Below are 17,096 nucleotides of genomic sequence, written 5' to 3'. Positions count from 1 at the left end.
CGCATGGATCTGGCCACGATCGCCAAACTTATGGAAATGCTGCAGGATTCGTCGCTGAACGAACTTGAAGTCTCGGAAAACGGCATGCGTATCCGCCTGTCAAAGACTGCAGGCCGGGCCGGTGGAGGATCCGTCATCCCGGCCACTGCGCGGAGCGAATCGCCGGAAGCAATGGCCGCCGCCGAGATTGCTTCGCTTCTGGCCCTGCCGGAGGTCGAAGACAGTGTGGAGACGGTGGTGGTCGCAGGCCTGCCCGGCACCTTCTACCGCGCGCCGGCACCGGGCGCCGAGCCTTACGCCAAGGAAGGCGATATCATAGAGGAAGGCCAGACGCTGGCGCTGATCGAGGCGATGAAGATGCTGAACCCTGTCGAGGCCCCCCTTGGCGGACGCATCGGCCATATCCTCATCGAGGACGGCCAGCCGGTGACCGCAGGGACACCCCTCATCACCTTGATCGCGGACTGACCCGATGTTCGACAGCGTCCTGATCGCCAATCGCGGGGAAATCGCCCTGCGTATTCTCAGAGCCTGCCGCGACCTCGGCCTCAGGACGATCGCCATCCATTCCGAGGCCGACCGGGATCTGCGCCACGTCCAGCTCGCCGATCAGGCGCTCTGCATCGGACCGGCTCCGGCCGCCCGCAGCTATCTCGACATCGACGAGATTCTGCTTGCAGCCAAACTGACCGGCGCGGAGGCCATCCATCCCGGCTATGGCTTTCTCTCCGAAAACGCCCGCTTCGCCGCCATGGTCGAATCGGCGGGAATAACCTTTGTCGGACCACCTGCAGCCGCGATCCGCATGATGGGCGACAAGGTGTCCGCCAAGCGGGCGATGATCGCAGCCGGTGTTCCCTGTGTGCCCGGTCCGGACAGCGCACTGCCCGACGATCAGGCGGCGATTGCAGCCATTGGCGACGAGGTCGGCTATCCGCTGATCGTCAAGGCATCGGGCGGAGGCGGCGGGCGCGGCATGCGGATTGTACGCGAACCGGCGGCGCTGGTTTCGGCGGTACAGATGGCCCGCGAGGAAGCCGGCCGCGCCTTCGGTAATCCGGAAGTCTATCTGGAACGGTTCCTTGAATTTCCGCGCCATGTCGAGATCCAGGTTCTGGCCGATGCGCATGGCCATGCCATCCATCTCGGCGGGCGCGACTGCTCGACGCAGCGCCGTCACCAGAAACTGATCGAGGAAGCTCCTCCTCCCGGCATCGATGCCGGGGCCATCGATGCGATCGGCAGGCACTGTGCAGAGGCCTGCATCGCCATCGGCTATCGCGGTGCTGGCACCTTCGAGTTCCTGTATGAGAACGGTGGCTTCTATTTCATCGAGATGAATACGCGGGTCCAGGTCGAACATCCCGTGACGGAGGAAATCACCGGCATCGATATCGTCCGCGAGCAATTGAGGATCGCGATGGGCGAACCGCTTCAGGTGAAGCAGGAGGACGTGTTTTTCTCCGGCCATGCCATCGAATGCCGCATCAATGCCGAGCACCCCTTCAAGTTCACCCCCTCACCCGGCCAGGTGTCCCGCTTCATCGCGCCGGGAGGTCCCGGCGTGCGGATGGATACACATCTTTATCCCGGCTACACGATCCCGCCGCATTACGATTCGCTGATCGCCAAGCTGATCGCCCATGGTCCCACACGGGAGATCGCGCTTTCCCGCATGCGGCGCGCACTGTCCGAAACGGTGATTGTCGGACCGGACACGACAATCGCGCTGCACCAGGCTCTTCTCGATGAGCCGGGCATCGTCGCCGGCGGCTTCGATATCCATCACCTCGAGCGGCGGCTCGCCGAAGGCTACGGGAGGCAGAACCGATGAACGACGCGTGGCTACAGTCAGCCCTCAGGCTTCTCGAACAATACGGCATCGCCGAATTCGAATACGAGGACGACACACGGCACATACTGGCCAGCAACGGCCGGATCAGCGAGATCGGCCGCGTCCGGCACGAGGAGCCCACCCCTCCTCGCCAGACCATCGAAATCCCGGCGCCCTTTATCGGTATCTTTCGTTCGGGGCATCCCGACACCCGAGAGCCGGCCGAGTTGCCGCGTCTGGTTCGTAAGGGCGAGATGATCGGTTATCTGCAGATCGAGATGCTGCTACGTCCGGTTCTTGCGCCACAGGATGGCGTTCTTGCCGAACAGTTGGTCGGCGACGGCGCGCTTGCCGATTACGGCAAGCCGCTCTTCCGTTTTCACCCCGCAGGGCGCTGATCCGTCACTTCGCCGTCGTTCCCAGACTGTCACCGACGGCCCCCACGGTATTGCCGGCGGAGTCGCCGAGCAGCAGCAATTGCTGACCATAGTTCCGACGGGTGCGCGGATCGAAGATCGCAATCGGAGCCGAAATCACCGAGCTTGCCGCCTGCCCGACAGTGCTCGTTGCCCCGATTGCCACCGCCCCCAGGCTCTCGCCAAGGCCGATATTGGATTCCGTCACCGCCTGGCCGGCAATGAGGCGATCACCGATCAGGCGCACGACTTCCGGGCTTTCGGCAAACTTGCCGTGATTGAGCTTGTCACCGGATTTCAGCTTGGTCAGATCCAGCACGGTGATGCCCGCCTTTTCCAGTTCGCTGCGATAGGGCTCGGCCGCAGGATCGATGCGGCCGAGACGCTCCACGTTGCCGGAAATACGCTTCGAAAGGGTAAGAGCGCGGTCGTCACGCGAAACAAAGAGCGTGAAATGCGGCGGCTTGGTGCCAAAGCTGCGGTATTGCTGGGCGAAGACATCGACATCCAGATCCGGGGCAGCAAGAATGACATTGCTGATCTTCGGATCGATGCGGCCGTTGCGGATCGCCATCTGGCGAAGGGATTCCACTGCAAGCCAGGTGCCCATGGAATGGGCCATGACGGTCACCTCTCCCACAGCAGGATTGCGGGCGATCTGGGTCAGCAGATCCTCGAGCGCATCGCGGGAGTAATTGGTGCTCTCCTTGTCATAGGCATAATCGAAAACGGAACCGCGTGACGGCCAGGTGAACACCACCGGCACGACATCGGCCTTGGAATCATGGACAATCTGCGCGAAGCGGTAAACCGCGTCCTCATACAGGTTGTTGAAGCCATGGACGAAGACCAGCACGCGACGGCTCTTCCGCACGTGTCCGGCAAGCCACTTGACGCCTTCCTGTTTCGTCTCGATTGGCTCGACGGCAACCGTCGCGAAATCCTTTTCGAGATTCGGTGGAAGCTTTTTCGGCCATTGCACCTGACCGATTTCGCGCTTGCCATCGGACGGAATGGAGATTGTGACCGCATCGAGCATCAGACCACTGCCGCGCTCGCCGGTAAAGAGGATCGCCTTGTCGGCGGCGGGCGCTCGGGTCGTCGCCGCAATGAGGTCCACCCGGGTTGCGCCATCCCCCATCTTGCCAACCGGCTCCATGACACCGATGGGACGGCCGGCGCAGGTCGCCAGCCCCGGCAGCACGAGCGACAGCACGCAAAGGCTGCGGGCCACCTTGCCGACGTAGCGGAGGAACTCGCGTCGAGTTCCGATATCAGGTTCGGCGCATACCAAAGGCAAAAGCCCTCCAACGCAAGACACAAGCAGCGGCTTTCGTCTTAGCGGGCTTCACGGCCGGTTTCCAGCCCCATTCAAAAGAGAAGACCTTCACACAAGGCGACTGCGCCGAGTTGCCTCCTTCCGTCGGCAATCTGACGAACTATCGCGGCGCGGGCAGGTGCGATGTCGGAAGATCCACAGCAAAACATTGCGGACAAATGATCTTTCACTCCCCCGACATCTTGCAATTTCATGCGATTTCGACCCCCATATCGCCGGGGTGGGTCACGTGTTATTGTATTCATTCAAACGTAGATACGCAAAAATGAAAATTGACCCCAATTCAATGCAGGTTGCAGCCGATGACGCCAGCGAATTGCTCAAAGCGCTCGCCAATCGCCACCGACTGCTTATTCTCTGCCAACTGGTGGAGGGCGAGCGTTCCGTGGGACAGCTCGCCGAATTTCTCGGCATCCGGGATTCGACCGTGTCGCAGCATTTGGCGCTCCTGCGCCGCGACAAGATCATTGCCGGGCGCAGGGATGGCCAGACGATCTGGTACCGGATCGAAAGCGAACCGGCACGCAACGTCATTACGGCCCTGTACGGAACCTATTGCGCCGTGTGACCCGCCTCAGGCGGGTCGCATGGTACCCTTCTCACGCAGGTTCACATGCCAGGACAGCGCCTCCTCGATAAGATGGGGCGTATGGCCGCCGCGTTTCACGGCTCGATCGAAGTAATCCTGCAGGGCATCGCGGTAGCCGGGTTCGACGCAGTTGGCGATGATGATCGCCGCGCGCTCGCGAGGTGCGAGACCGCGCAGGTCAGCGAGGCCGACCTCTGTTACCAGAACGTCAACGTCATGTTCGGTGTGATCGACATGGCTCACCATCGGCACGACCGAGGAAATGGCGCCATTCTTGGCGATCGACTTGGTGACGAAGATCGACATGAAGCCGTTGCGGGCAAAGTCGCCCGAGCCGCCGATACCATTCATCATGTGCGTGCCGCCGACATGCGTCGAGTTCACGTTACCGTAGATGTCGAACTCGAGCGCCGTGTTGATGCAGATAAGGCCAAGGCGGCGGATGACTTCCGGATGGTTGCTGATTTCCTGCGGGCGCAGGATCAGGCGATGTTTGTATTCGGCAAGGCGCGGCAGCACTTTCTGGTACATCTCGGCCGACAGGGTAATGGACGAACCGGAGGCAAAGGTCATCTTGCCGGCATCGAACAGCTCGAATGTCGAATCCTGCAGCACTTCCGAATACATCTTGAGATCATGGAAGGGCGTGTCGATGAAGCCGTGAAGCACGGCGTTGGCAATGGTGCCGATACCCGCCTGCAGCGGCTGCAGCTCATAGCCCATGCGACCCTGCTTCACTTCGTTCAGCAGGAAATCCGTGAGGTGGCCGGCGATCGCCCTGGTCTCTGAGTCCGGCGGCTGGATGGTGGCGGAGCTGTCGTGCTTTTCCGACACCACGATCGCAACGATCTTTTCCGGCGGGATTGGAATGAACGGCAGGCCGACGCGGGCTTCCGGCGTGACCACCGGGATCGGCATGCGCGCCGGACGCCGGGTCGGAATATAGATGTCGTGGAGACCCTCGAGCGTTACCGGCTGGGAAAGGTTGATCTCCACGATGACCTTGTCGGCAAGGATCGCAAAGCTCGCGGAGTTGCCGACAGACGTGGTCGGCACGATACCGCCATGTTCGGTAATGGCGACGGCCTCGATGACGGCGATGTCTACCGGCTTGATCTGGTTGGTTCGCAGCTGCTCGACCGTTTCAGAAAGATGCTGGTCGATGAACATGACCTCGCCGGCGTTGATCGCCTTGCGCAGGCCCGGATCGGACTGGAACGGAATGCGGCGGGCGAGCACGTGGGCTTCGGCCAGCGTCTTGTCGAGATCGTTGCCCAGCGAAGCCCCCGTCATCAGGGTGATCTTCAGAGGATCCTTGCGGGCACGCTCGGCCAGCGCCAGCGGCACAGCCTTGGCCTCGCCAGCGCGCGTGAAGCCGCTCATGCCGACCGTCATGCCGTCCTTGATAAGGCTGGCGGCCTGGTCGGCACTGACCACACGGTCAAGCAGGGGCTTGTATCGGATCCGGTCGCGCAACATTTCTCGTCCTTGTCATGAATTGGCTTTACCGATTGCCTTACGGCAATTCAGGTGGCCAAAGGCTTACTGGCCAGCCCGCTACCGGCGCAATCATCCTTCAGTCGCATCGACCGCAGGGCTGATATGCGCTCACGGCATATCAGTTGCACATGAGCCTATAGAGAAATGTCACGACAGCATAGACGCGAGATTTCGCATCAGGAAATCAGGGAAACGAAGATGCGCTAGAGCGGCCGCAAGGACCGCATAGACACATATTATTTTTTTTAGGAAGAGAAATGGCGCACCCGAAGAGATTCGAACTCCTGACCCCCAGATTCGTAGTCTGGTGCTCTATCCAGCTGAGCTACGGGTGCTTGCCCCAACCGGTGTGCACCGGCTGTGTGGCGATCCTCTAAAGGGTGCCGCGGAGGAATGCAAGCACCTTTCGGAAAAAAGAGTCATTTTGCTGTAACAAGACGGCCGACCCTCTGAAATTTCAGGCTTTTTCGATCATGCTCGAGCCCGCCAATCGTCAAGCGACACAGGCCGATCCGGGATTTCGATGCGGAAAAGCGTGCCCGGTCCCGGTTTTTCCACAAGGGCAATCGTGCCGCCATGGGCGAGCACGAGTTCGCGGGCAATGGCCAATCCAAGACCCGTGCCGCCCGAGCGGGCCGACCCGCGAAACGCGGCAAACAGGTTCTCCCGCGCCTTGCGCGCCATGCCCGGGCCGGTGTCATCGATAGCAATCGCGACAACGCTGCCGACGCGCTGGGCGGACACCGTGATTCGACGGACAGCACCCGGAGTATCGCCGCCGTAAGTGGAAAGCGCCTGCACCGCATTGCGGCAGATATTGTGAATGACGCGAAACAGCTGCTCGCTGTCGGCATCGACCTCGATCTCGGCTCCCACCAGATCGATGAACTCGATGCCGCTTTCAGCGTCGATCGCCAGGATATCGCGAACCTCCTGGCTGAGTTCGGCAAGGCAGAAACGCCGCCGGCGCGGTTCCGCTTCGGAAGCCTGCCCATAGGCCAGCACCTCGGTCGTATAGCCTACCGCACGGTCGATGGTACGCAGGAGCTTCGGCGCGAAGCTCTTCACCATGGGATCCTCGACATCGACCAGCCGGTCCGACATCAGCTGCGCGGATGCGAGGATATTGCGCATGTCGTGGTTGATCTTGGATACCGCCAGACCGAGATCGGCAAGGTTCTTCTGCTGCTTCAGAGTCTTCTGCAACTGCTGCTGCATCATGGACAGATGGCGGCCCGCCACGGCGATCTCGTCGCCGCCCCGCGCGGGCTGCAGTATCCGCGCAGGATCCTCCGGCTGTTCGGCAAAGGCCTGCATGCTGTTCGTCAGGCGCCTTACGGGGCGAATCATCATGCGGTTGATTGCGAGATACATCAGCAGCGCGGTGAAAACGGAAATCAGCAGCGAAACGGTGAACACGCTGCGGGCATAGGCGATCATCGCGCTACGCAGGCTCTTTTCCTGCATCACCATCTCGACGATGGTGTCGTTATCGCCGATGGGGCCGTAGACGCGCACGATGCGGTCGCCGCCCAGTGCCAGCGTATAGAGCGCATCGCTGATCGATTGCAGGGACGTCACGTCGGCAAGGTCGAACTTGGCATCGACTTCCGGCGGCATGTCGTCCACCACCAGCAGGCGGGAGGTACCGTCCTTGCGCAGCACGATCGCCTTGGTGCCCGTGGCAATCAGCGTATCGTCCTGAACCGTGCGCGGCAGTTCCAGTGGCTGGAGGCCATCGATCACCACCGCGGCGGCGGCGGCCGTATTGAGACGATCCTGCAGCCAGCGCAGCCGCATATTGGCCACGGAAGGCACAAAGATCAGCACTTCCGCCAGCATGACGAAAGCGATGGTCAGCCAGAGGAGCTTGCCGGAAAGGCCCCGGACCCAACGCGGCGGTGCGGCAATCATGCCGCCACCAGCGCCAGGTTCAGTTCCCTCATGCTCCAACATTCCAGATCTCCGGGCTGCGCCGCCTTGCGGCGCATCGGTACATATCGTTCATTCAGAATGCCTACCATAACCGAGGGAACGGGATTTCGCCAATACTGCACAGATCGCATACCCCGTAAAGCCGACCGCCTGTTAACGTCACGACAACGAAAAACCCCGGACATGATGCCCGGGGTCGATTTTTCGCTGATTGGGAGCGGATATCGCTTAGAACTCTTCCCAGTTCTCGGCTTCCTGAACCACGGCCCGGGCCGTGGCGGCACGACCGCCACCGAAGGCCCTGGCGACCGAGCCCACCATCTGGCGGGCGGGCGACGGAACTGGCCTGTGCTGAGAGGCACGGGAGACGGCTGCCGGGGCCGACTGGTGAGCATATCCTTCGCCGGTACGGAACTGGGCAACCAGCGCCGCGAGGCTGTCGGCCTCGGCCGAAAGCTTGTGCGTGGCCGCAGAGGTTTCCTCGACCATCGCAGCGTTCTGCTGCGTCACCTGATCCATCTGGTTCATGGCGGTGGCGACTTCGGCAAGACCCGTCGACTGCTCCTTGGCCGCCGATGCGATCGAATGAATATGGTCGTTGATCTGCAGAACCCGGGTCTCGATTTCGGCGAGGGATTCGCCCGTTCGCTGGACCAGAGAAACGCCGCCGGCAACTTCCTGGCCCGATTTGGTGATGAGCGCCTTGATGTCCTTGGCGGCATTGGCGGAACGCTGGGCGAGTTCGCGGACTTCCTGGGCGACGACGGCAAAACCCTTGCCGGCTTCACCCGCACGCGCTGCCTCGACGCCGGCGTTGAGCGCCAGAAGGTTCGTCTGGAAGGCGATCTCGTCGATCACGTTGATGATCTGGCTGATCTCGCGCGATGCCTGCTCGATGCGGCCCATGGCCTCGACGGCATTGCTGACGACGACGGCGGACTGGGCAGCGCTTTCCTTCGCCTCGCTCACCATGCGGCTTGCTTCCTGGGCTCTCTCGCTGGAGCCGCGAACAACGACGGTGATCTGGTCGAGCGCCGCCGAGGTCTCCTCCAGGGCCGCCGCCTGCTGCTCGGTGCGCTTGGCAAGATCGTTGGTGGCAGTGGTCAGTTCGCCGGTGCTACCGTTGATCGTATCCGTCTTGGTACGAACCTCCATCATCGTCTGGCGCAGGCGATCAAAGGTATTGTTGACGTTGGTCTTGAGTTCGGCAAAAGCGCCGCGGAACTCGCCGCGCATCGACTGCGTCAGATCGCCAGACGAAAGGCTGGCGATGACCCGGCGGGTTTCGGAAACGCCCGTGTCGACCGCCGACAGAAGGTCGTTGATGTTGGCCGCAAACTGGTTGAGGTTTGCGTCGTGGTAATCCTTTTCGATGCGCTTGCCGAAATCGCCGGCAGCAGCCGAGGCGACCACGACCGACATGCTCGACTGCAGATCATCACTCTTCGCCCGCATGGCGGCTTCCTGGGCATTCAGCCGCTGGACGGCGAGGCCGTTCTGCTTGAACACCTCGACGGCCTCGGCCATCTCGCCGATTTCGTCGGAACGGCCGCTATAGGGTACGTCGGTGGAAAAATCGCCGTCGGCCACCTGCTTCATGGCAGCGGTAACATTGCGGATCGGACGGCTCAGATGATTGACGCCGATATGGATGCCGAATCCGGCGCCGACGGCAACGGCAACGGCGGTGACACCCGAGATCAGAATGAGCATCAACTGCTGGAACGAAGCGAGCGAGCCGCTCAGAGCATGAAGCTCGGCCTTGTCGGCTTCGACAACGGCATCGATCTCCGCCTGGAAAGCCTTGCGGTTGGCGCGGTTCGCCTCGTTGTTGCCCTGCTCGTTGGCGGCAGCAGGCGAGACGTCCGTGCCAAGGCGCGCAGTTTCGGTACGGAAGGAACGGAATTCCTTCGCGCGGCTGACCATCGCATCGAAGGTCGCCCTCTGAGCGGCCGGCACCATGGGCTGCCAATCGGCAAGCACCTTATCCATTTCATCGAGGTTCTTCAGCAGGCCCTTGGCGAAGGAAGCAGCCTTTTCAGTATCCCGCGCCGCATAGATGCCGCGTGCTTCCATAACAACGGCAGTCACCATGCGGTTCAGACGTTCGCCGAGATAGGCCCGGTCCGATACGGTATTGAGTTCATAAGACTTCGCGCCATACTGAATGGTCACGAACATGCCCATCGCCGCAATAACAATGGCTGAGAGTCCTAAAATACCAACTAACGAATAAACCTTGCCGCTAATCTTCACGAGCCCGTCTCCCTGGTTACCTCACGAGGGCGTCAAAGAAGACCCCTACAATTTTACTAAAGTAGGAGATGCTCGTTAACGAACTGTTGCGGCTCGCAGATTTCCGATTTGGGACCGGTTCGGCAGGGAATTCATGTCAAATCGGGTATCGAAGCCAACATTTCATGCATCGATCCGGCAAAACCGGGCAAGTGTTGACTAAAATCAAGATTTTCAACTTTGCCACACACAACCCAAAAAGTTAACCGGCGATTGTAATTTCTTGCAACGCCGGGAAACGCGCGGGTTTCGGGTGCTGGAATTGACTCTGGCGCGGTTCGCACCTATAAGCCGCGCACGTTCGGCCCGACCTGCCCGCACCGACGGGTGGAATGCCGTGCGCTCAATCCAACGCTCTTGCAGCAATGCAAACCCAAGAAGGGCCGCACACCGCGGTATTAAATAAATGAAGCGTACCTACCAACCCTCCAAGCTTGTCCGCAAGCGCCGTCACGGCTTCCGTGCACGTATCGCAACCAAGGGCGGCCGCAAGGTCATCGCAGCTCGCCGCGCCCGCGGTCGTCAGCGTCTCTCGGCTTAAGGCCGGGCTGGCCCGTTGAGAGAGCCGGGCATATGACTGCTCCCAAAGACAAGATTGCTGTCGGGCGGCTGAAAAGCCGGCCGCAGTTCCTTGCGGTCCGCGCAGGCGAGAAGCGCAAGGGAAGATTGTTTCTGCTCGAGGTCCTCGACCGCAAAGAACCCGATGCCCCGGCGCGCGTCGGCTTTACCGTCACCAAAAAACATGGAAACGCCGTCGAGCGGAATCGCATGCGCCGCCGCCTCAAGGAGGCCGTGCGGCTGAACGCAGCGTTTGCAATGCAGCCCGGACACGACTATGTGGTTGTCGCCCGGAGAGACGTTCTCGACGCTCCCTTCCAGCAGCTTGCCGCGCAGTTGGCCGAGAGGATCAAGGCCAGACCAAGAAACACTCGGTCCCCCGCGACCGGTTCCAGGAAAGAATGATGCAAAACAACCGCAATTACATCATCGCGATTGCTCTGTCCGTGCTGATCGTCTTCGGATGGCAGTTCTTCATCATGAATCCGAGGATCGAGGCGCAGCGGAAGGCCGAACAGGCCCGGATCGAGGAACAGGCCAAGACCGCACCCGCGGCCGACCAGAACGCCGCAGCCGCCACGCCCGGCACGGTGAACGGCACGCTTCCGGGCAGCACGGCAACCGCGGCCAGCAGCGTCGATCGTGATGCTGCCCTGGCCAAGTCGGCCCGCGTCGTCATCGACACCCCCGCCCTTTCCGGCTCGATCAACCTTGCCGGCGCCCGCTTCGACGACCTGAAGCTCAAGGAATACCGCGAGACCGTCGATCCGACGAGCCCGATCATCACCCTCTTCAACCCGGCTGATACCAAGGACGGCTACTTCGCCGAACTTGGCTACATCGCTGGCGAAGGCGCAGGTGCCGCTCCCGGACCGGCGACCGTCTGGACGCTGGCAGAGGGCGACAAGCTCACTCAGTCGACCCCGGTCACCCTTTCCTTCACCAACGAAGCCGGCCTGACCTTCCTGCGCAAGATCTCCGTCGACGAACACTACATGTTCACCGTCGAGGACACGATCTCCAATGCCGGCACGGCAGCCGCCAGCGTGGCGCCCTATGGACGCATCACCCGCTACAACAAGCCCTCGACGCCCTCCGTTTACGTCCTGCATGAAGGCTTCCTCGGCGTCATCGGCGCCGAGAACGGCCTGACCGAGGACAAGTATTCTAACATCGAGAAGGAAGCCGTCAGCAACGCGGCGGCAACCGGCGGCTGGCTCGGCATCACCGACAAGTACTGGGCAACAGCACTCGTTCCGCAGCAGACGCTGAGCTACGATTCCCGCTTCTCGCACTTCACTGACGGACAGCCGCGCTTCCAGGCCGACTACAAGAACTCGGCCGTTTCGGTCGCACCCGGCCAGAGCACAAGCGTCAAGCAGCTGGTTTTTGCCGGCGCGAAGGAAGTGCCGGTCGTTGATAGCTACGAAGCGACCTATTCGATCCCGAAATTCGATCTCATGATCGACTGGGGCTGGTTCTATTTCATCACCAAGCCGATGTTCAAGATGATGGACTATTTCTATCGTCTGGTGGGCAACTTCGGCGTCGCGATCCTGCTGACCACCATCGTCGTCAAGCTTCTCTTTTTCCCGCTTGCCAGCAAGCAGTATGCCTCCATGGCCAACATGAAGCGCATGCAGCCGAAGATGGAAGAACTGAAGGCCAAGTTCGGCGACGACAAGATGGGCCTGCAGCAGGCGATGATGGAGCTCTATCGCACCGAGAAGATCAACCCGGTGGCCGGCTGCTGGCCGGTGCTGCTGCAGATCCCGGTTTTCTTCGCGCTCTACAAGGTGATCTACGTCACCATCGAAATGCGCCACGCGCCGTTCTTCGGCTGGATCCAGGACCTTTCGGCTCCCGATCCGACGACCTTCGTCAACCTGTTCGGCCTCTTGCCGTTCGAAGCGCCGACATTCCTGCATCTTGGCGTCTGGCCGATCATCATGGGCATCACGATGTTCCTGCAGATGCGCATGAACCCCACGCCGCCGGACCCGACGCAGGCGATGCTGTTCAACTGGATGCCGCTGATCTTCACCTTCATGCTCGGCACCTTCCCGGCAGGTCTGGTCATCTACTGGGCTTGGAACAACACGCTCTCGATCCTGCAGCAGGCGATCATCATGAAGCGCCATGGCGTCAAGGTCGAACTTTTCGACAATCTCAAGGGCCTGTTCAAACGAAAACCGGCCGAGACCAAGTAAGACGGAAAAGCCCCGGTTTCCCCGGGGCTTTTTTTATGAGCCCCTTGCGGGTATACGGTCCGATCAACGCATCAGGAGAGGCAACGCCCATGACATCCAAAATGCCAGCCGGCGAACAGCCCCTGTTCGGTCGTCCGTGGATCTTCATCCGTGGCGTGCCATCGATGAAATTCCTGCCGCCGGAAGGCCCCTTTGAGGTCGCCTTCGCTGGCCGTTCGAATGTCGGCAAGTCGTCGCTGATCAATGCGCTGACGGGTAAGAAGGGCCTCGCCCGCACGTCGAATACACCGGGCCGCACCCAGGAACTCAACTACTTCGTTCCGGACGGCTATTCCGGCGAGGCGGGCGATCTGCCGCCGATGGCGCTCGTCGACATGCCCGGCTACGGCTATGCCCAGGCGCCCAAGGAACAGGTCGACGCATGGACCAAGCTCGTCTTTGACTACCTGCGCGGTCGTGCAACCCTCAAGCGCGTCTATGTGCTGATCGATGCCCGTCATGGCCTCAAGAAGAACGACGACGAGGTGCTTGACCTGCTCGACAAGGCCGCCGTCTCCTACCAGATCGTGCTGACCAAGACCGACAAGATCAAGGAAGCCGGCGTGCCGCGGCTGGTCGCGGAAACACTGGAAAAGATCCGCAAGCGGCCTGCCGCCTACCCCTTCGTGCTTGCGACGTCATCCGAGAAGGGCCACGGTCTCGACGAGTTGCGCGAGGCAATCGTCGAGACTGTCAGCTAAGGTCGAGATCCGCCTTATGGTTCAGGGATGCGCAGGCCCCAGAGCAATCATGGGGCCTCGCGCGGCTCCGAACGGGACACCCCCCAGGGGTTCAACGGTCAGAGCAAGGGTCGCTCCGTCGGCAAGGCGGCTTCGCAGTTCCGGCGGCACAATGACCTCGTTTTCGCCCGTCTGCGGCAGAACGCCGAGAGAATGCGGTTCACTGGTTCCCTTGACCATCCAAACCTGCAACGATTTTTCCTTGCCGCCACCGGCGACCGCGGGCGTCACCTGCAGTCGTCCCGAGCCGCCGTCATAATGGGCGACAAGGCGAATCGCGCCATTGCGGACCGAGGACCCGGCAACGAGGGATTGCTCGGAACCCGGGCGCATATCCGCGCCGGCCTCGAGACAGAGATAAAGCGAAAGCGTTCCAAGCGCGGCGAGCCCGATGCCTCGCCAGACAGCCAGCGAATTCCAGAAAGCAAGCGCCATGCCCATGGATCGACGCCGACGTGGTCTCCACGGTCTGCCATCCATCCTGGTGAACAGCATCTCCGGCGGCACTTCGCTGCCGTAGTCGTCACTGAATTGCAGCAGATTGTCTTCCCAACGGCGGACGATGGCTGCAAACGGACGATCGTTGCGCATCCTCTCCTGCACGTTCAGTCTGTCCTCGATGCCGAGAGCCCCGAGTACATATTCGCCGGCAAGAACCTCGTCTCGCGAACGACTACCTTTGCTCTGATGCGGTATCGTCATGCATGCACTCCTCCCCCACGATCAACAGGCCGCAAAGCAGCCACGAACGCACACCTACCCGTTCGGAGCGGCACGCCGTTCCGCCGAACCCTGATGTGAGAACTCCTCCTCATCGGCACGCCTCCCCGCGTACACAACAACAGGATCTATCGCTTATATAAGAGTGTCAATCCGCTTTTGTTTCACGGCGATCGAAGGATGTTTCACCAGCCTGGGGGCGGCCAAAGCCATGCCGCAAGCGGCTGTCATGAACCTCATATATTGGCGACCCATTATTCCATCAGGATCGATCTTGCGCTAAAAGGCCGCGATCCAACGACGAGGGTATTCCATGACGGCTTCCGATAGCGAAATCCAGGCGCAACTTCTGGCCCAGGCCCTGCCCTTCATGCAGCGCTATGAAAACAAGACCATCGTCGTGAAATACGGCGGCCACGCCATGGGCAATGCCGAGCTGGGCAAGGCATTTGCGGCCGATATCGCGCTGCTCAAGCAGTCGGGCGTCAACCCGATCGTCGTCCATGGCGGTGGCCCGCAGATCGGCGCCATGCTGACCAAGATGGGTATCGAATCGAAGTTCGAAGGTGGCCTGCGCGTGACCGACGAGAAGACCGTCGAGATTGTCGAAATGGTGCTCGCCGGCTCGATCAACAAGGAAATCGTCGCGCTGATCAACCAGACCGGCGAATGGGCGATCGGCCTTTGCGGCAAGGATGGCAACATGGTCTTCGCCGAAAAGGCCAAGAAGACCGTGACCGACCCTGATTCGAACATCGAGCGCGTTCTCGACCTCGGCTTCGTGGGTGAGGTCGTGGAAGTCGACCGCACGCTGCTCGACCTTCTGGCAAAATCTGAAATGATCCCGGTCATCGCGCCGGTCGCGCCCGGCCGTGACGGCCACACCTACAACATCAACGCCGATACCTTCGCCGGCGCCATTGCGGGCGCGCTACGCGCCGACCGCCTGCTGTTCCTCACCGACGTGCCGGGCGTGCTCAACAAGCAGGGCGAACTGATCAAGGAACTCTCAGTTTCAGAAGCCCGCGCCCTGATCAAGGACGGCACGATTTCCGGCGGCATGATCCCGAAGGTCGAAACCTGCATCGACGCCATACATGCCGGCGTTCAGGGTGTTGTCATCCTGAACGGCAAGACCGCCCATTCCGTGCTGCTGGAGATCTTCACGGAGCACGGCGCCGGCACGCTTCTGGTTCCCTGAACCAAAGCAATTCCAGCGAAAGTGGGGAACCGGCTTCGCGTCCGGAATTGCATGAAAACAAAGAGAGAGCATTGAAGGCGAGCCCGTTTTCGCCGGAGATGCTTTGTTGAGTTCGCTTGGTCACAAAGCGAATAGGCCGACCGGGCGCATCTTGCCTTCATGGCGCAGGAGCCATTTCTTGCGCCACAGCCCGCCGCCATAGCCGGTGAGCGACCCGTCCGAACCGATGCAGCGATGGCACGGAATGATGATGGCGATCGGATTTGCGCCGTTCGCCTTGCCGACGGCGCGCACCGTCTCCATGCCGCCGACATTCCGCGCGATGTCGCCGTAGGAACAGGTTTCGCCGAGCGTTACTCTCAGCAATTCCGCCCAGACCTTCTGCTCGAATTCGCTTCCGGCCGGGGCAAGCGGCACGCTGAACTCGAAAGCGCGGCCGGCGAAGAAGGTTTCAAGCTCGCTGCCAATCGTCCGAGTCAGGGCGTTGCCGGGAAGAACCGCATCCGCATTCATCTGCTGCCGGATATCGGCCTCGTCTGCGTCGGGCGAAGTCCGCTCCCGGAATTGCAACGCCAGCAATGCGGTGTCGTCAGCGATGGCGGCGAGATCGCCGACCGGACTGTCGAACCATTCGCAATAGACCGTGCGTCCCATCATTTCGTCCTCCCCGAGACTCGCAGTCTAGCGGCTGGCTGCCTCGACAACAATCAGGACACGCGGCATGGCCAACCCGCGATCAACCGAGCAGCAAGAGAAGGATACCCGTCACGATCAGAAGGCAGCCGGCCACTTCCATGCGGTTTACCCGCTCGTGGAACAGGAAGAACGAGGCGATGAAGGTGAAGACCAGTTCTATCTGCCCGAGCGCACGGACATAGGCCACCTGCTGCAGCGTCATCGCGGTAAACCAGCAGGCCGACCCCAGCACGCCGGTGAGACCGACGAGCGAAGACGAGCGCCAGGACCTGATGACATCGACGATTTCTCGCCTGTCCTGAACGAACATCCAGACAAGCATGAATACCGTCTGGAAGGTGGTGACGCAGGCAAGCGTGACGGCTGCCGCGACGACGGGGTTTGAGACCCCGAGCGACAGAGACGCGGAACGATAGGCCACGGCGGATATGCCGAAAACTGCACCTGATGCAATGCCGATCAATGCCGTCCGACCGGCAAGCGCCTTCAGCAGGTTGGCAAGGGTCAGCGGCATGCGCGCGACCGAGATCATCATCACGCCCGCCACACCCACGACGATGGCGCCGACCGCACCGGTGGTGATGCGTTCACCGAGCAGCAGAAAGCCGAAGATCGCCGCCTGCACCGGCTCCGTCTTCGAATAGGCCGTACCGACCGCGAAATTTCGCAGCGAAAACAGATGCACCAGCAGCATGGTCGCGAAGATCTGGGCAAGGCCACCGATGACCGCCCAGAAGGCGAAGATGGGATTGGGTATCGGCAGTCCGTAACCGCCGATGAAATGCAGGCCGAGCACATAGAGGACGGCAATCGGAAAACCATAGCCGAAACGCACGAAGCTCGCGCCTCGCGTGCCGAGCGAGGTCTGCAGGTGCTTCTGAAGCGCCGACCGCAGGTTCTGCAGGAAGGCGGCGGCGATGGTGATCAGTATCCAGGGTTCCATTTTTCGCCGGTATCACGGCTCAAATATCCTCGCCAAGGCCACTTCCGGCGAAAAGCGGAGTTTCGCATTTTCTTCTCATTG

General features: G+C 61.1%; 16 protein-coding genes and 1 tRNA gene. 9 read left to right on the top strand and 8 right to left on the bottom strand.

Translation table 11 applies throughout. The annotated features are described in order from the left end of the window. Positions 1–3: 3 nt before the first annotated feature. From accB to NBH21_RS14965, 3 genes are read left to right on the top strand one after another with little or no spacing between them, the layout of a single operon-like run. Positions 4–468, top strand: a complete 465-nt coding sequence (gene accB / locus NBH21_RS14975) for an acetyl-CoA carboxylase biotin carboxyl carrier protein (RefSeq protein WP_250913914.1) — start codon at positions 4–6, stop codon at positions 466–468. A 4-nt stretch (positions 469–472) separates the two neighbouring features. After that, entirely contained in the window at positions 473–1,834 is a 1,362-nt protein-coding gene (gene accC, locus NBH21_RS14970) for an acetyl-CoA carboxylase biotin carboxylase subunit (protein WP_250913915.1), read from the top strand. Beyond that, positions 1,831–2,232, top strand: coding sequence for a hypothetical protein (locus NBH21_RS14965; protein ID WP_250913916.1), 402 nt, complete (start codon positions 1,831–1,833; stop codon positions 2,230–2,232). The genes accC and NBH21_RS14965 overlap by 4 nt, the downstream gene beginning before the upstream one ends. Positions 2,233–2,236: 4 nt before the next feature. On the opposite strand, the gene NBH21_RS14960 is transcribed toward NBH21_RS14965, so the two are convergent. Then, positions 2,237–3,484 (bottom strand): alpha/beta hydrolase, encoded by a 1,248-nt coding sequence (locus NBH21_RS14960; RefSeq protein WP_250914250.1) that lies wholly within the window; start codon positions 3,482–3,484, stop codon positions 2,237–2,239. Positions 3,485–3,854: 370 nt separating this feature from the next. On the opposite strand from NBH21_RS14960, the gene NBH21_RS14955 reads away from it, so the two are divergent. Beyond that, the gene (locus tag NBH21_RS14955) at positions 3,855–4,157 is read left to right on the top strand and encodes an ArsR/SmtB family transcription factor (protein WP_250913917.1); all 303 of its coding nucleotides are present in this window, start codon (positions 3,855–3,857) and stop codon (positions 4,155–4,157) included. Positions 4,158–4,163: 6 nt separating this feature from the next. On the opposite strand, the gene scpC is transcribed toward NBH21_RS14955, so the two are convergent. From scpC to NBH21_RS14935, 4 genes are all read right to left on the bottom strand, one after another. Further along, positions 4,164–5,657 carry a succinyl-CoA:acetate CoA-transferase ScpC gene (scpC, locus tag NBH21_RS14950; protein ID WP_250913918.1) on the bottom strand — a complete coding sequence of 498 codons (1,494 nt, stop codon included), beginning with the start codon at positions 5,655–5,657 and terminating at the stop codon, positions 4,164–4,166. Between the two features lie 279 nt (positions 5,658–5,936). Then, positions 5,937–6,013: transfer RNA gene (locus tag NBH21_RS14945), tRNA-Arg, on the bottom strand. A gap of 136 nt (positions 6,014–6,149) precedes the next feature. Beyond that, positions 6,150–7,592, bottom strand: a complete 1,443-nt coding sequence (locus NBH21_RS14940) for a sensor histidine kinase (protein WP_250914251.1) — start codon at positions 7,590–7,592, stop codon at positions 6,150–6,152. A gap of 249 nt (positions 7,593–7,841) precedes the next feature. Then, positions 7,842–9,869 carry a methyl-accepting chemotaxis protein gene (locus NBH21_RS14935; protein WP_250913919.1) on the bottom strand — a complete coding sequence of 676 codons (2,028 nt, stop codon included), beginning with the start codon at positions 9,867–9,869 and terminating at the stop codon, positions 7,842–7,844. Between the two features lie 445 nt (positions 9,870–10,314). On the opposite strand from NBH21_RS14935, the gene rpmH reads away from it, so the two are divergent. The 4 genes from rpmH (at position 10,315) to yihA (ending at position 13,416) form a co-directional block, all read left to right on the top strand. Beyond that, the gene (gene rpmH, locus NBH21_RS14930) at positions 10,315–10,449 is read left to right on the top strand and encodes a 50S ribosomal protein L34 (protein WP_250913920.1); all 135 of its coding nucleotides are present in this window, start codon (positions 10,315–10,317) and stop codon (positions 10,447–10,449) included. 32 nt (positions 10,450–10,481) lie between these two features. Then, the gene (rnpA, locus tag NBH21_RS14925; protein WP_250913921.1) at positions 10,482–10,871 is read left to right on the top strand and encodes a ribonuclease P protein component; all 390 of its coding nucleotides are present in this window, start codon (positions 10,482–10,484) and stop codon (positions 10,869–10,871) included. Then, positions 10,871–12,676 (top strand): membrane protein insertase YidC, encoded by a 1,806-nt coding sequence (gene yidC, locus NBH21_RS14920; RefSeq protein ID WP_250913922.1) that lies wholly within the window; start codon positions 10,871–10,873, stop codon positions 12,674–12,676. Before rnpA ends, yidC begins: the two co-directional genes overlap by 1 nt. A 101-nt stretch (positions 12,677–12,777) precedes the next feature. Further along, complete coding sequence (gene yihA, locus NBH21_RS14915) at positions 12,778–13,416, top strand: ribosome biogenesis GTP-binding protein YihA/YsxC (RefSeq protein ID WP_250914252.1); 639 nt, start codon at positions 12,778–12,780, stop codon at positions 13,414–13,416. 21 nt (positions 13,417–13,437) lie between these two features. Here yihA and NBH21_RS14910 read toward each other — a convergent pair whose 3' ends face one another. After that, positions 13,438–14,157: an anti-sigma factor gene (locus NBH21_RS14910; RefSeq protein ID WP_250913923.1), complete on the bottom strand. Its 720-nt coding sequence runs from the start codon at positions 14,155–14,157 to the stop codon at positions 13,438–13,440. A gap of 331 nt (positions 14,158–14,488) precedes the next feature. On the opposite strand from NBH21_RS14910, the gene argB reads away from it, so the two are divergent. Then, positions 14,489–15,376, top strand: coding sequence for an acetylglutamate kinase (gene argB / locus NBH21_RS14905; protein WP_250913924.1), 888 nt, complete (start codon positions 14,489–14,491; stop codon positions 15,374–15,376). A 120-nt stretch (positions 15,377–15,496) separates the two neighbouring features. Here the strand turns inward: argB and NBH21_RS14900 are convergent, their stop codons facing one another. Then, positions 15,497–16,033, bottom strand: a complete 537-nt coding sequence (locus NBH21_RS14900; protein ID WP_250913925.1) for a methylated-DNA--[protein]-cysteine S-methyltransferase — start codon at positions 16,031–16,033, stop codon at positions 15,497–15,499. Positions 16,034–16,112: 79 nt separating this feature from the next. Continuing rightward, entirely contained in the window at positions 16,113–17,015 is a 903-nt protein-coding gene (locus tag NBH21_RS14895; RefSeq protein ID WP_250913926.1) for a DMT family transporter, read from the bottom strand. Positions 17,016–17,096 lie beyond the last annotated feature (81 nt).

It is taken from the genome of Ciceribacter sichuanensis (assembly GCF_024055605.1).
GTDB lineage: Bacteria > Pseudomonadota > Alphaproteobacteria > Rhizobiales > Rhizobiaceae > Allorhizobium > Allorhizobium sichuanense.
The sequence above is the reverse complement of the archived record's forward strand: the minus strand, read 5'-3'. Positions and strand labels throughout refer to the sequence as shown.